The 14,812-nt window shown below is 62.8% G+C and carries 13 protein-coding genes; 1 reads left to right on the forward strand and 12 read right to left on the reverse strand.

Features of this window, described 5'->3' with window-relative positions; genetic code table 11:
• Positions 1–57: 57 nt before the first annotated feature.
• A complete protein-coding gene (locus tag MUN85_RS06785) occupies positions 58–576 on the forward strand; it encodes a hypothetical protein (protein WP_250505986.1) in 519 nt (172 codons plus the stop codon).
• Here the strand turns inward: MUN85_RS06785 and MUN85_RS06790 are convergent.
• The 12 genes from MUN85_RS06790 to MUN85_RS06845 form a co-directional block, all read right to left on the reverse strand.
• A complete protein-coding gene (locus MUN85_RS06790) occupies positions 573–2,870 on the reverse strand; it encodes a RelA/SpoT family protein (protein ID WP_250505987.1) in 2,298 nt (765 codons plus the stop codon). The genes MUN85_RS06785 and MUN85_RS06790 overlap by 4 nt on opposite strands.
• 38 nt (positions 2,871–2,908) lie before the next feature.
• On the reverse strand, positions 2,909–3,451 hold the full coding sequence (locus MUN85_RS06795; protein WP_250505988.1) for an adenine phosphoribosyltransferase: 543 nt from the start codon (positions 3,449–3,451) through the stop codon (positions 2,909–2,911).
• Positions 3,448–4,584, reverse strand: coding sequence for a protein translocase subunit SecF (gene secF, locus MUN85_RS06800; protein ID WP_250505989.1), 1,137 nt, complete (start codon positions 4,582–4,584; stop codon positions 3,448–3,450). The genes MUN85_RS06795 and secF overlap by 4 nt, the downstream gene beginning before the upstream one ends.
• Positions 4,581–6,365, reverse strand: a complete 1,785-nt coding sequence (secD, locus tag MUN85_RS06805; RefSeq protein WP_250505990.1) for a protein translocase subunit SecD — start codon at positions 6,363–6,365, stop codon at positions 4,581–4,583. The genes secF and secD overlap by 4 nt, the downstream gene beginning before the upstream one ends.
• Before the next feature lie 45 nt (positions 6,366–6,410).
• A complete protein-coding gene (locus tag MUN85_RS06810) occupies positions 6,411–6,812 on the reverse strand; it encodes a preprotein translocase subunit YajC (RefSeq protein WP_250505991.1) in 402 nt (133 codons plus the stop codon).
• Positions 6,813–6,899: 87 nt separating this feature from the next.
• On the reverse strand, positions 6,900–7,928 hold the full coding sequence (gene ruvB, locus MUN85_RS06815) for a Holliday junction branch migration DNA helicase RuvB (protein ID WP_250505992.1): 1,029 nt from the start codon (positions 7,926–7,928) through the stop codon (positions 6,900–6,902).
• Positions 7,928–8,512 (reverse strand): Holliday junction branch migration protein RuvA, encoded by a 585-nt coding sequence (gene ruvA, locus MUN85_RS06820; protein ID WP_250505993.1) that lies wholly within the window; start codon positions 8,510–8,512, stop codon positions 7,928–7,930. The genes ruvB and ruvA overlap by 1 nt, the downstream gene beginning before the upstream one ends.
• Positions 8,513–8,589: 77 nt before the next feature.
• The gene (gene ruvC, locus MUN85_RS06825) at positions 8,590–9,210 is read right to left on the reverse strand and encodes a crossover junction endodeoxyribonuclease RuvC (protein WP_250505994.1); all 621 of its coding nucleotides are present in this window, start codon (positions 9,208–9,210) and stop codon (positions 8,590–8,592) included.
• A 10-nt stretch (positions 9,211–9,220) separates the two neighbouring features.
• Complete coding sequence (locus MUN85_RS06830; RefSeq protein ID WP_250505995.1) at positions 9,221–9,946, reverse strand: TSUP family transporter; 726 nt, start codon at positions 9,944–9,946, stop codon at positions 9,221–9,223.
• Positions 9,947–9,972: 26 nt separating this feature from the next.
• Positions 9,973–10,731, reverse strand: coding sequence for a YebC/PmpR family DNA-binding transcriptional regulator (locus tag MUN85_RS06835; RefSeq protein WP_250505996.1), 759 nt, complete (start codon positions 10,729–10,731; stop codon positions 9,973–9,975).
• Between the two features lie 44 nt (positions 10,732–10,775).
• Positions 10,776–13,829 carry a transglutaminaseTgpA domain-containing protein gene (locus MUN85_RS06840; protein ID WP_250505997.1) on the reverse strand — a complete coding sequence of 1,018 codons (3,054 nt, stop codon included), beginning with the start codon at positions 13,827–13,829 and terminating at the stop codon, positions 10,776–10,778.
• Positions 13,826–14,812 (reverse strand): AAA family ATPase, encoded by a 987-nt coding sequence (locus MUN85_RS06845; protein WP_250505998.1) that lies wholly within the window; start codon positions 14,810–14,812, stop codon positions 13,826–13,828. Before MUN85_RS06845 ends, MUN85_RS06840 begins: the two co-directional genes overlap by 4 nt.

The raw sequence follows: 14,812 nt of genomic DNA on the forward strand, positions 1-14,812 counted from the left end.
GTCTCGGGGCGCTGTGGATATCTGCCACGGCGCCCCGCAGTCGTGTCTACTGGCGGTATGCACTCCCCGATCGCCCACCTTCGTCCGATGGGCCCAAGCGAGCCTGTCATTGATCCGTTACTGGAGACCGATTCCTGGCAGCTCGGATTCCTCACGACGAACCCGTCGCTGCTGCCAATCCGCTCGGACCCGGATTTCCGGTCACGCATCGTAAGCCATCAGCTGCAGGGCGACTATGTCATCGCTGGCCGGTCGGCACTCTTCGTGTGGGGCGCGCGGGTGCCCGACGTTCACGAGATCTATCCGCGAGCCAAGGCCCCGCCGCCAGGCACCCGAGTCTTGGACGTGCATCTGCACTATCGGGATTTCGTGCGGTTTGGTAGCCGCGTCGTGACCGAGCCCTATCGCAGCATCATGGACACGCTGAGCGTCCACGGGTTGACGTACCTGAGTGACATTATCGATCTTCGCTCACGGATTTCTTCATCGAAGCTTGCCCACCGCTGCCGTGCGTCAAAGATCGCCCGCCCCGTGTGGGAGGAAGTCGTGGAGATTTTAGAGGTGATGGGCCACTAGCGGCTTTGCCGGCGTGCGCCTGGCCGGATGCGGGAGGCTTCATAGACCCCGTCAACACTGCGCAACGCAGACAAAATATGGGTCATATGGGTGGCATCGGCGAGTTCGAAAACGAAGCGCAGTACGGCCAGTCGGTCACGGTTGACCGAAGTGGAAGCGGAGTGAATGTTGACGTGGTTATCCGACAGGATCTTCGTAATATCGTTCAGCAGTCCCGCACGGTCGATAGCCTCAACCTGGACCTGGACGAGGAAGGAGCCCTGCCGGTGCTCCCCCCAGCTAACTTCGAGAATGCGCTCGGGCTCGCGCTTGAGGTTGGCAACGTTCGCGCAATCCACGTTGTGCACGGAAATCCCGGAACCGCGAGTCACGAACCCGATGATGTCGTCACCTGGAACGGGTGTACAACACTTGGAGAGCTTGACCCACGCTTCGCCCTGCTGCATGCCCTCGACTATGACGTTGGGTTCATTCAGGCTCGCGCGGCGTTCCTGCTGGGTGCCGGGCACCGTCGCCTCGGCCAAATCCTCTTCCGCGCCTTCGTCGCCGCCGACGAGCTCGATGAGTTGCGTCACGACATTGCCGGCTGAGATGTGTCGCTCGCCTACCGCGGCGTATAGGGCCGAAACGTCTTGGTACTTCAGCTCATCGGCAAGGGCCGTCAAGGATTGATGGCTCATGAGGCGCTGGATGGGAAGGTTCTGTTTCCGCATCGCCTTGGCAATGAGGGTCTTGCCTTCTTCAACGGCCTCTTCGCGACGTTCCTTGGAGAACCACGCACGGATCTTGTTACGTGCGCGGGCCGAGCCGACAAAGGTCAACCAGTCGCGGCTGGGTCCGGCATTCTCCGCCTTCGAAGTGAAAATCTCGACTGTGTCGCCGTTATCGAGCTGGGTCTCCAAGGGAACGAGCTTGCCGTTAACCCGCGCTCCCACAGTGTGGTGGCCGACTTCGGTGTGAACCGAGTAGGCGAAATCGATCGGGGTCGAGCCGGAGGGCAACGTGATGACGTCACCGCGCGGGGTGAAGACGTAGACCTCGGTCGAGGCCATTTCATAGCGCAAGGACTCGAGGAACTCGGCAGGGTCCTGCGTTTCTTTTTGCCAGTCCACCAGCTGCCGTAGCCAGCGCATGTCTTGCGGGTCCGAGCCGGGGGCATCCGTGGGCTTCGTGGCGTTCGGATTCTGCTTGTACTTCCAGTGGGCAGCGACGCCAAACTCCGCGGCCTTATGCATCTCATAGGTCCGGATCTGAACCTCGATCGGCTTACCACCGGGACCAAGAAGCGTCGTGTGGAGTGACTGATAGAGGTTAAACTTCGGAACCGAAATATAGTCCTTGAACCGGCCGGGAAGGGGCTTCCAGCAGCCATGCAGCGCGCCAAGGACGCCATAACACTGGGTCACGGTGTCAACGAGGACTCGGATTCCGACGAGATCGTAGATGTCGTTGAAGTCTCGCCCTCGCACGATCATCTTTTGGTAAATCGAGTAGTAATGCTTTGGCCGACCGGTGACCGTTGCCTGAATACCGGCCTTGCCAAGGACGTCTTCGATGCGCGAAAGGACGTTATTGAGGTATTCGGTTCGCGCAGGGGCGCGGTCCGAGACCAGGTGGATGATCTCTTGATAGACCTCGGGGTACAGGGTTTCGAAGGAGAGATCCTCGAGTTCCCACTTGATGGCGTTCATGCCGAGACGGTGCGCTAGCTGGGCATAGATCTCGAGGGTCTCGCGAGCCTTGCGTTTCGCGGATTCGGACGGAACATATTTCCACGTGCGGGCATTGTGCAGGCGGTCGCCCAGTTTGATGATGAGAACGCGAATGTCCTTGGACATTGCCACGACCATCTTGCGTACGGTTTCTGCCTGCGCAGCATCGCCGTAGTTGACCTTGTCGAGTTTGGTCACGCCATCGACGAGCAGCGCGATATCGTCGCCGAATTCTGCGCGCAGGTCGGACAGCCGGTAGGAGGTGTCTTCGACCGTGTCATGCAGCAGCGCGGCCGCGAGCGTTGACGGCGTCATCCCTAATTCAGCGAGAATCTCTGCCACCGCGACAGGGTGGGTGATGTATGGCTCGCCGCTCTTTCGGAACTGACCCTCGTGCGCCCGCTTCGCGACAACGTAGGCACGCTCAATCAGATCGGTGGGTGCCTTGGGGTGGTTCTCATGCAGGGCCTTAACGATCTTCTCGATCGCTGGATCGACCTTGTGCTTACGCGTCCCGAGCCAGTGCAGCATCGAGCGCTGCGAGGTGTTCCCACTTGGGGTTGTGGACTCGGGTGAACTCATACCCCTAGTCTAAGCCAGCCTGGCTAGTTCTCTGCTCACTAGTATGTGACGACGGAGTCAACTTGATAGCCTTCGAGCTTGGATCGCCCAGACAGGCCCGCAAGCTCGAGAAGCATGCAAAGCGCCTCGACACTGCCGCCGGAATGCTCCACGAGATCGATCGCAGCCCGTGCCGTGCCACCGGTTGCTAAGACATCATCGATGATGAGGACGCGATCCCCATCCTTTACGATCTCCGGATGGACCTCCATGCGTGCCGTGCCGTATTCGAGGGCATAGTCCACGCCGAAGACCGCTCCAGGCAGCTTGCCAGCCTTGCGGATCGTAATCATCCCGATTTCCAGCTCGACCGCGAGCGGCGCAGCCAAGATGAAACCGCGGGACTCCAATCCCGCCACGGAGTCGATTCGACCCCGGTAGTGCTCGGCGAGGCCTTTGATGAGTTTCCGGAATGCCGGACCGTCAGCTAGGAGGGGGGTGATGTCTCTAAAGAGCACACCCGGTTCCGGAAAGTCTGCAACTTCGCGGATATGGGTTTTAACGAGGTCCGTCAATTCGACCGGCAGCTGTGGCGAGCTCATCGGCGACCCTTCTTCTTTCGAGGCTGGTGACGCGTTCCCAGGTGCTGTCCCGGCTCGACCACGTCAGTACTAGTGTCCACCTTAGCGACTGCCGAGGACTTCGGCCGTGACACTGGAGCGGTGGCGTCCTCGGGGTCGATCTCACCACGTTCGATCTGGACTCGACGGGTGTGTTCCTTGATGCGTGCTTCTCCGTTGCGGAAGACGACCTCAAGTGGGGTCGCAAGGAAGATCGAGGACACGGTCGAGATGATCATGCCAATAAACAGGGCGAGCGCAATATCGCGCAGGGTGCCAGCTCCAAGCAGGAATGCACCCACGAAGAGAATCGAGCCCACGGGCAAGATACCCACGATCGAGGTGTTGATCGAGCGGACCAGAGTCTGGTTAACGGCGAGATTAGCCTGGTCCTCGTACGTCACCTGGTACTGGTCGAACAGGCCCTCGGTGTTCTCACGCACCTTATCGAACACCACGACAGTGTCGTATAGCGAGTAGCCCAAAATAGTGAGCAACCCAATCACGGATGCCGGCGTCACTTCAAAGCCGACGAGGGCGTACAGGCCAATCGTGACGATGACGTCGTGAATGAGCGCGAGGATCGCGGCCAAGCCCATTCGCCATGCGCGGAAGTAGGCCGCCATGACAATCGTTACCAGCACCATGAAGGTGACGAGGCCTTGGAGGGCCTTCTTGGAGACATCGGCCCCCCAGGATGGGCCGACCGAGCTCGAGGTCACATCACTTTCGGCAACGCCGTAAGCGTTCGCTAGCTCGTCTGAGACAGTCCGCAGTATTTCGCCGGAGGTCTTGCCTTCGGGGACCGGAATATTCTCGGTCTGGATACGCACGGTGTCGCTGCCGACGGTGGAAACACGAGGCGGTTCAGACACCCCGTTTTTCGCAAGGACATCACGAGCGGCATCGCCCGAGTGGACGGACGTCTTAGAGATCGTAAATTCGGTGCCGCCACGGAATTCGATTCCGGGGTTGAGCCCCTTGATCCCCACGATGAGTCCGGACAGGACCATCGCGGCAATGGCGATGATGAACCACCATTTGCGTCGCTGGACGATCGGATAGGACCGCTCCCCCGTGTACAGCTCGTTACCGAATGTGGCTAGTGAGATCATTTGTTCTCCTCCTCAGCCGCTTCGCGTTGAGCTCGCCGTTCGGCAGCGCGCCGCTCCGCAATGGTTAGCGTGCTAGATCCCTTCGTAGGGGCCGTCACCTTCGCCTTCTTGGGCTTGGGTGCCTCAATACCGCGGCCACGGCCGCGATAGACCGGAGTGGCGCCAAGGTGCGTCGGATCTAGTCCGGACCACTTGTGGCCGCCACCAAAGAACCGGGATTTCACGAGCAGTTCGAGCAGCGGGTGCGTGAACCAGAACACGACCAACAGATCGACGAGAGTAGTCAGGCCCAAGGTAAAGGCGAAGCCGCGCACGCCGCCCACCGCGAGGAAATACAGCACGATGGCGGCCAGGAAGTTCACGGCGTCCGAGGCCAGGATCGTGCGGCGAGCCCGCTTCCAGCCGCGGGAAACCGCAGTCTGGAGGTCTGCGCCTTCCCGCACCTCGTCGCGAACACGTTCGAAATACACGATGAAGGAGTCTGCGGTTATACCGATGGCAACAATCAACCCGGCAACACCTGGCAAGGAGAGTCGATAGCCCTGGGTCCAGCTCAATAATGCGATCGTGCCGTAGGACAGGATCGCAGCCATGATCAGCGAGGCCATCGTAATGACCGACAGCCCGCGATAGGTGAAGATCATGTAGACCATGACGAGGCCGAGGCCAATAACGCCCGCCAAAATACCGCGCTCAAGCTGCTCGGTACCGAGAGTCGCGGAGATCTGTTCCTCGGACTGCACTTCGAAGTTCAAAGGCAGCGAGCCGAAGGACAGCTGCTTGGCCAGAGCGAAGGACTGCTCCTGAGTGAAGCCACCTGTGATGGAGGCCTTACCGTCGAGAATTGCTGACTGCATCCGCGGCGCCGAAATCACGAGCCCATCGAGCACCATCGCGAACTGGTTGCGGGGCGGCGGAAGCGAGATGAGGCGCTGCGAGGTTTCGGCGAACTGCTTAGTGCCCTCGGACTTGAACTCAAGACCAACTTCGTAGTCGCCGGTCAGGACCTGGCCGTTAGAGTGCGGACGTCCCTGCGCACTAGAAATCTGGGTGCCTTCGACATCGGTCGGCCCGAGAATGAACTTCGCACTACCTTCCGGGTCGCACGCCACAATCGGCTTATCGGCCGGGTGAGCCGCGCCTCCGGTGAGGTTCGCCGGATCGGTGCAATCGAGTTTGAAAAAGTCATAGAGGACCTTCTCGGTTACCCAGGCCGGGTCCGAGTTATTCGCGGGGTCTGTCGCGGGTTCTTCGGAGAGCTTGCCATCCTTGTCTTGATCGGCAGCAGCCAGGTAAGGATCTTCTGCGCCCTCGATGTCCTCACCCTGCGTAGTCTTCAGCTGCTCCTCGGTTACGACACCGGGATTTCCGATCTCCAAGACCGGTCGAAAGCGCATCAAGGCGGATTGCCGGACGAGGTCGAGCGTTTCATCGCTTGGCGTACCCGGCAGTCCCACGACAATGTTTTGTTGGCCCTGCCGCGTGATCTCGGCTTCTGCGACACCAGAGGCGTCCACGCGCTGGCGAATAATGGCGATCGCTTCGTCAATATCCTCGGGCGTGATGCGTGAACCGTCGGTCGTCTTGGGCGTCAAAATGAGTTGGGTGCCACCTTCGAGGTCCAAGGCGAGCTTGGGCGCCCAACTAGCATCGGAGGTCTTCGTCCCGATTCCCAGCGAAGCAAAGATCGCGATAACCAGGATCGCGAGGAGTGCCAGCGGCCGTAGTGGACGTGAGGGTTTAATCGGTTCCGGAGTGGACCTTTTGGGCGCAGTATTCACAGGTGTCTTTTCAACGGGACGGGTGGGACGACGAAGTCGGCGCGCTTATCGCTGCGTCGTGGGGCCCTCTCCGGGCTGATCGTTACCTTTGTCCAAGCGCTCGCCGAATTCGGGCTCATAGCCTTCGGTGAGCGCAGGGTTAGTGGGGTCAGCGCTCTCGCCTTCGAGTTCGATTTCCTCGGCAGTGGCGTAGGGCGGAGCCTGCTCCATGGCAATCGCGTGCTTATGCCAGACCGTCTCATCACCGGCAGGTGATTCGAGGGTGACGGTATCTCCATCGATATCGACGACGGTGCCATAGAAACCGGACTGGGTTCGCACCTGGTTTCCAATTACGATGGCGCTCTCGCGTTGTTCCATGATCTTTTGGCGCTGCTTCTTGCCAAAGAAGTTCATCAGCAACACCATGCCGATCACAACAACGAGCATCATCAGCAACGGATCCATGTGTCTCTCCACGGTTGGGGCAGCGGTAACCGTACCGATTCTAAGGCAGTGCCGTCACTTCACAAAGACGACGTGATGTGTGTGACCTTATAGTCCTGGGAAAGCTCCGTCGGCAGGTGGGGTCAAACCAAGATGATGGTATGCCGCCGACGTCGCCATTCGTCCCCTGGGCGACCGGACGATAAACCCCTCGCGCACGAGGAAGGGCTCGGCCACTGTCTCCACCGTTTCGGCCTCTTCCCCGACGGCCACGGCCAATGTGGTCAGTCCGACCGGGCCACCGCCAAATCGGGTGCACAGTGCGTGCAGGACGGCCCGGTCCAGGCGGTCGAGCCCCTTGGCGTCGACTTCGAAGAGCTCAAGTGCTGCTTCGGTGGCCGCGAGATCAAGTGCGCCGGTGCCATGAACCTGCGCCCAATCTTGGACGCGACGCAGCAAGCGGTTGGCGATCCGAGGGGTTCCGCGCGAGCGCGCCGCGAGAAGAGCGGCAGCCTGCGGATCTAGCGTTGCATGCAGCAATCCTGCCGAACGAGTGAGCACGCGTTCGAGTTCGTCATCGGAGTAGAACTCAAGATGGCCCGTCAAACCGAATCGGTCACGCAGGGGCGCCGGCAACAGCCCGGCGCGCGTCGTTGCACCTACGACGGTAAATCGCGGCAGGGTGAGCGGAATCGAGGTGGCTCCTGGCCCCTTTCCGACGACGACATCGACCCGAAAGTCCTCCATGGCCAGGTAGAGCATTTCTTCGGCAGCTCGCGCTAGGCGATGAATCTCGTCGATGAACAACACGTCGTGTTCGTTCAATGAGGAAAGAATCGCCGCGAGATCTCCAGCGTGTTGGACGGCCGGACCCGAGGTCGGCCGCAGCACTCCCCCGGTTTCGGCTGCGATGATCATGGCCAGTGTCGTCTTTCCGAGCCCGGGTGGCCCTGAAAGTAGCACGTGATCGGGCGCCGCTCCGCGCTGTGCTGCGGCGGTGAGCACGAGATCGAGCTGGGCGCGAAGTTTGGGCTGGCCCACGAATTCGCCGAGGCTTCCTGGACGAAGCGCGGCTTCTGCAGCCCGCTCGAGGTCTCCCGCCTGGGCGTCAACGACCCGTTCTTCTTCGAAGTCCATCACTTCTTACCGCCAAGGTGCTGCAGGGCGGCCCGCAGGATTTGCGCGGTCGTCATTCCCGGTTGGTAGACCGTCTCGACCGCCGCTTCGGCGGCCTTCAGCTGCCAGCCGAGTCCCACGAGGGCATCAGCCACGCTCGGATCTGCCTGGCTCACAGGCGACGCGGCAGGAACCTCGTGCCGCGGCGCTCCGAGCTTGTCCTTCAGTTCAAGGACCATGCGGGAGGCCGACTTTTTACCAATCCCGGGGACCTTCTGGAGGGCGGTGATGTCGTCGGTCGCGACGGCTTGTCGCAACTCATCCGGGTTGTGAACCGCAAGCACAGCGAGTGCGGTGCGGGCACCGACCCCCGTGACCGTCTGTAGGGCACGGAAACACGTACGCTCATCATCGTCAGCGAAACCGTACAGCAGCATCGCATCCTGCCGAACAATAAACTCGGTCACCACCGTGGCTTCGTCTCCGGTGCGCAAAGCGGCAAGAGTGGCCGGGGTAGCCTCGATCCGCATCCCAAAGCCGCCGGCGTCGATGACGACGTGGTCGAGCCCAATCGTGCTGACCTGGCCCCGGACGTGATCGATCATGACATCTCCTTACGCGCAGCTTGCGAATACAGCATAATAGAACGGCTGTACGAAACAATGGTGGACTCGCCGGAATCTCAGGATGGTTTCCTGCCAAGGCGTCCGCGCCCCGAGCGGTAGCCGGTCCGCCGTGCGGCTCGTTCTGCCGCCGCCCATCGTTGTTGGGCGCTGGTCTGTTGGGCGGTATCGGTCGCCACCGCACTGCCTTGCCGCCACACGTGACAGATGGCGAGGGCTAGCGCGTCAGCGGCGTCTGCTGGTTGCGGAAGCTCTGCAAGTCCGAGGATCCGCTTGACCATGTGCTGGATTTGCTCCTTTGGCGCATCTCCGTATCCGGTGACCGCGGCTTTGACCTCGGATGGGGTGTGCTGGGCAACGGGGATTCCGCGCGATGCGGCGGCAACCATCGCGAGGCCGGCAACCTGAGCCGTGGCCATCACCGTGGAGACGTTGTGCTGGGCGAAGACTCGCTCGACAACGAGCACCTCTGGTCGATAGGTCTCTACCCACCGATTGAGTTGGGTACTAATCTCGGCGAGCCGGAATTCCAGATCCTTATTGGGGTGGGTGCGCAGCACGTCGGCCGCGATGAAGCCAGGTTTAGCGCTACCGATGCTGCCAGGGATCGGGGCGCTCGGCCCGGAGACAACGGCGATTCCACAGCGGGTGAGGCCTGGATCGATTCCCATGACACGCATAGCTTCGATCCTAGATCAGAGCGGACAAGCCCTTGACCAACAGCGAAATGCTGCCGGCCGTGGCCACCACGATCGCGAGGGCCCGAGCGCGGTGAGCTGGGATCCGTTTCGCCAACCGGCCACCGATTCCGGCGCCTGTTAACACCGCAGCGATGACAACCGGAATGACCCACCAGGGCGGCAGGGTGCTCCCGGACGGCAGGCCCGGAATGAGCTTGGCGAGAACCGAGACCGTGTTAAGTACCAGAAAAATGGGCTGCAGCGAGGCTGCGAATCGAACATGATCCCAGCCGGTGATCCGCGAATCCATGACGAGGATGGGACCGGCCATGCCCACGAGAGCATTCATGAGTCCGCCGGTAAACCCACTGGCCGCATCGACACTTCGGGCACGAGCGGGGTGACTACCAAGCCGGAAGCTGGTCAGGGCGAGCCCCGCGAGCAGGAGCACCGCGATCAACACCTCAAGCCAGGCGGAGGTGACGGCGTGGATCACTGCGACGCCCGCAATGATCCCCAGAGTCCCAAGACCACAGATCATGGCGACTCGGCCCCAGTCGACGTGGGCTCGTAGCGAGATCGTCAGAACCGCGGCCGTCGCGATAGCCGCCGTATTGGTCGTTAATACCCCGACCACCGGCCCCAGGCTCAGCGCCAGGATTGGTCCGGCGACGATGCCGGTGCCCATCCCGGAAATACGTTGGAGGCCGCCTCCGAGGAGGAAGGCGGCCACCACGATCGCTAGGATGAGCGGACTCAGGACTAGTCCTCGTTCAGTTGCGCCATGACCTCATCGGATGCATCGAAGTTGGCGAAGACATTTTGCACGTCGTCGCAGTCCTCGAGCGCATCGACGAGCTTCAGGCACTTCTTCGCGCCCTCAAGGTCGACCTCAATTTCCGTTGCCGGCACGAACTGAGCCTCGGCGGAGTCATACTCGATGCCAGCGTCCTGCAGGGCGGTGCGAACGGCTACAACATCGCTTGCTTCGCAGCGGACTTCAAAGACCTCGCCATGATCTTCGACTTCTTCGGCACCGGCATCCAGCACGGCGGCAAAGACATCGTCTTCGGTGACGGACTCCGTCTTGGGAACGACGATGACGCCCTTGCGAGAAAACAGGTAGGACACCGAGCCCGGATCGGCGAGCGTACCGCCGTTGCGGGTGAGCGCGACGCGCACGTCGGAGGCGGCGCGGTTGCGGTTATCCGTGAGGCACTCAATGAGGAAGGCGACGCCACCAGGTCCGTAGCCTTCGTACATGATGGTTTCCCAGTCGGCGCCGCCGGTTTCCTCGCCGGAGCCGCGCTTGACGGCGCGCTCGATGTTGTCGGCCGGGACGGAGTTGCGCTTGGCCTTTTGGATCGCATCAAACAGCGTCGGGTTTCCGGCGGGATCGCCGCCCCCGGTGCGGGCTGAGACCTCAATATTCTTGATCAAGCGTGCAAAGAGCTTGCCTCGCTTGGCGTCGAGGGCTGCCTTCTTGTGTTTCGTCGTGGCCCACTTAGAGTGACCGGCCATGGGTGTTCTCCATCCTCAAATCGTGTTATCCGCGTGCCATTATCTCATGATTCGCGGCGGAGCTTTGAAGCCACCTGCCGCGCGCGCTGGCGTTCGGCCCGCGTGGGCTTAAAGGGCGTTGCGGCATACCTCGCGCGGGTAAGTAGCTCGGCTGCTTCTCGGCCTTCGGCCGCCAGATCGCTGCGCGCGGCCGCGAGCGAATCGGCGAGCTGGGTTTCGGTGCTCCCCTCGGGCACGCCAGAGCCCGAGCGGCGCAGCGCATAGAGCAGCGCGTCGTCGACGTCAGCAATCAGGGCCTGCTCAATGGTGGTGGTGCGCCGCCAGTACAGGAAGCTAGCAGCCGCGATCGAGGCCAGCACTGCGAGCAGGGCGAGGTAGCGCGGCAGTTCGCTCGGCTGCGCAGAGCTGACCGTTGTTCGCGGCGCAGCTGCGACATCGCTTGCTTCGGGCCGCGGCGCACTCGGGCTCGGAGAGGCTGCTGGGGCGCTCGGCTCGGCCTCCGTCGTCGGGGAGAGCGTCGGCCCAACCGAGGGCAACGTGCCGGGGAAAGTCCCGAGTCTGCGCTGCAAGGCGCGGTCAACGGCGGGTCCGCCGGGGGTCGGGTCGACGGTGATCCAGGAGCCATCGAGGAAGACCTCGACCCACGCGTGCGCCTGCGCGCTTGTGACAAGGAAGCTCTCGCCGTCGGGGCGGCCTGGTGCGTAACCGACGGCGACGCGGGCGGGAATGCCGAGGTCGTTAGCGAACAGGGCGAAGGCGGCGGCGAACTGTTCGCAGTAACCTTCGCGCGTCTCAAGAAAATGCTCGAGCGGGTCGGCCCCCGGGGGCGTCGACACGTCAAGCGAGTAGTCAAAGGTGGAGAAGTACCGCAACAGCTCCCCCAGCTGCTCATCGACCCGGGTGCTCTCCCCGACGATGGAGGCGGCGAGCTCGCGTCGTTGGTCGTCGGGATCCACGCTGAGGTCGGTCACAGGCTGGAATGAGACCGAGATTGTCTCGCTCAGGTAGTCCTCGATCGTGGGCTGCGCGGTGTAACCAACGAGATAGGGGTCGATGATGCCAAGTGCGCGGACGGCCGGCGCATCCTCGGGCGGGAAGAATACGCCGAACTCCGGCCCGGCGATCTGCAGGGGGCGGACGGGCACGGGCAGGAAGCCGGCAATTTCGTCCTCGGGCACGATCTCGAGCTCGTGGCGCGGCTGCTCGCTTGGTTCCGGTGCTCCGCCATTGGCCATGACAACCGAGGGGGCAGCGCCCATGGACCAGCTGCGGCCGTCGAATGCGGTGAGCACTGCGGTTCGCAGGTAGATCTCTTCGGAGGTGCGTAAGATCGGGTGGTTTGCTGGGGCAATGGAGTTTTGCACGATGGACACCCGCGGGTCGAGCGAAGTCATCCCGGTGATGCGGTACAGCGATTGCGCTCCGCCGGTAGCAAAGTGCTGAGCCAGTGGCAGGGAGGTTGGCGTCAAGGGCGCTAGGGCACCGATAAGGCCCCCGAGGCTGATTGCCACTAGTCCGGTTGCGAGCACCGTTGTGGGGCTTTTCATCAGGCGCACGCGAGCGAGGTGGAGGGCGGCAATGCTGAGCACCGCTGCTGCCGCCAAGGCGACGTTGATGCGCTCACCGAGTTGCCCGGTAAAGACTTCGGGCAGGGCAAGCAGCACGAGCAGCACGATGATGGAAAACAATCCAGTCCCGCTGGCCGGACCGACCCACAGGCCGCGGCGCCGAGAGCGCTCCACCAGATGGATGGTGCTCCGGCCGGCCGACAGGTCGGTGTCGAAGGCGATCGCGAGCAAGCTTGTCATGATCGCTAGCAGGGTGCCAAGGATCGCCGATGGCGCATCGCCCGGATACATGCGTTCGAGTTCGTTCGCTCCCCCGCCTAGGAGCCCGGCCGGGCTATCGAGGCCGAATTGCCGCAGGTAGAGACCAATGGGAACGAGCACCTGGAGAGCGGCGATGAGGATCGTCGAATCGCTGGAGCGAATCGAGCGCAGCATGAACCCCAGCAGAATGACGATGCCGGCGGCGATCATCGCCGTTCGAGTCCACGCGCCAGGAGCGAGTTCCGCGACGATCCGAACCGCGAGGACCGATACCGCGAAGGCGAGGAGTGCACGTAAGAGTCGGGAGGCGATGGGCGCTAGGCGCCTGCGGCGTTCACTCGCGCGCACCCCCGTCACGTCCATGGGGCCCGCGGCCGGTTGGGAGGAATCCGCGATCGGGATTGCTCGAACCGGGATTCCGCGCAGCTGGCTGGGCGGTGTTCCCGCCCCGGCCCACAGCACGACGCGGGCATCATCGAGGTATCCGAGCTCGGCGGCGAGGTCGGTATCGGGTTCGATGAGCGCCAGCGTATGGCGCATGTCCCGCTCATCGTCGCCGACGGTGAGCAGTTCGCCACGGGGGCCAACGAGCGCGACCTGGGCGCCGAGGTCGTGGAGGGTTTCCGCTACCCCGACGGCCGTGGCGAGGACATCGGCGAAGAACACCCCCGCGTGCGTCGTGCGGTTGTCGATCGCTATCGCGATGATGGGTTTTGAGACGCGTTCTGCGACCTTGGTCATGAGCGAGCCGGTTTTGGCGCTCGCCTTCCAATGCATGGATTTGGGACTGTCGCCGGGCAGGTAGTCGCGGGCCTGCATCGCGTCCAGGATCGAGGAGGTCTGCTGCCGCTCGGACGTGACGATCTCGGACAGCAAGCGCGCATCGGCCGGGGCCGATCGCGGCAGGACGAGAATGTCCTCATCGCTACGCACCGGGCTCGCGGCTCGCGCGAGGCCAAAGGGCAACAGGGCGAACAGGTCGAAGCTCGGCAGGTGTGCGACGCCGTAGCTGAGCGTCGGCAGCTGGAAGCTCCACCGGCGGGACCGCCAGGTCGGCACCTTCCCACTCGTGATGACCGGGTGGTGAGGTCGCGGCGTGATCCTGCGCTCGCGGTACGCGAGGGCGAGGAGGCTCGCAAAGATGATGCCGACCAGGACTCCGGCGGCGATTGCTCCCGCACGCAGGCTGTAGGTCGTTGCGAGCCAGAGCGCACCAGCGATGAGCGCGATCACGATGATCGCGACAAGGCTTGGGCGCACGCGCTTCATGAGCGCGGTGTCCGAGAGGGCAAGGGCGTGCGGGCCAGGATATTGGTCAGGACGTCACCGACGTTGTCGCCGGCGCGCGCCGCCGCCGGGGTGAGCGTGAGGCGGTGCCGCCACGTCGAGTGCGCTGCCGTCTGAATATCGTCCGGTAGCACGTGGGTGCGGCCCGCGGTGATGGCGATGGCTTTGGCCATGACAATGACGTGAATAACGCCGCGGGGAGAAATACCGAGGCGGAAGACGTCCGTGCGGCGAGTCCCGTCGGCCAGACGGACTGCGTAGCGGTAGAGCGCATCGGCGACGTAGACCTTGCGCACGAGGACCTGCGCGGCGAGCAGGTCTTTGGCGCTCGCAACGGCGGTCACGCTCGCAGCCGCGGTTTCGTCGGGGCGGGCGGCGGTACGAGCCGCGACCATGGCAGCCTCGCCTGCTTCGTCCAGGTAACCGATGGATAAGCGGGCGGTGAAGCGATCGCGCTGAGCTTCGGGCAGCTGGAACGTGCCGTCCATTTCGACCGGGTTGGCGGTCGCGATGACGAAGAAGGGCTGCGGAGTGAGGTAGGTCGTGCCATCGACGCTGACCCGTCGCTCCTCCATCGCTTCCAGCAGGGCCGATTGCGTGCGCGGACCGGAACGGTTGATCTCATCGGCGAGGACCAATTCGTGAAAAATCGGGCCGGCTTCGAACTTCCACGCACCGTCGGCGGGGTTGTAGACGCGCACGCCGGTAATGTCACCGGGCATGAGGTCGGCCGTGAACTGGATGCGGGAGAAACTGAGCTGGCAGGCGCGGGCCAGGCCCGTCGCGAGGAGTGTTTTGCCGACGCCGGGAACGTCTTCAATCAGCAGGTGGCCGCCGGTCAGCATGACCTGGAACGCGGATCGGATGACGTCGTCTTTTCCGGTGAGCCCCCGCGAGACGTGTGAGACGACGCGCTCCGTGATCTGGGATACGGCCCGGGCCTCGTTCTCGGTCAGCTCTGTCAT

The sequence above is a fragment of the Bowdeniella massiliensis genome (assembly GCF_023634005.1).
In the GTDB taxonomy this organism is placed as follows: domain Bacteria; phylum Actinomycetota; class Actinomycetes; order Actinomycetales; family Actinomycetaceae; genus Bowdeniella; species Bowdeniella massiliensis.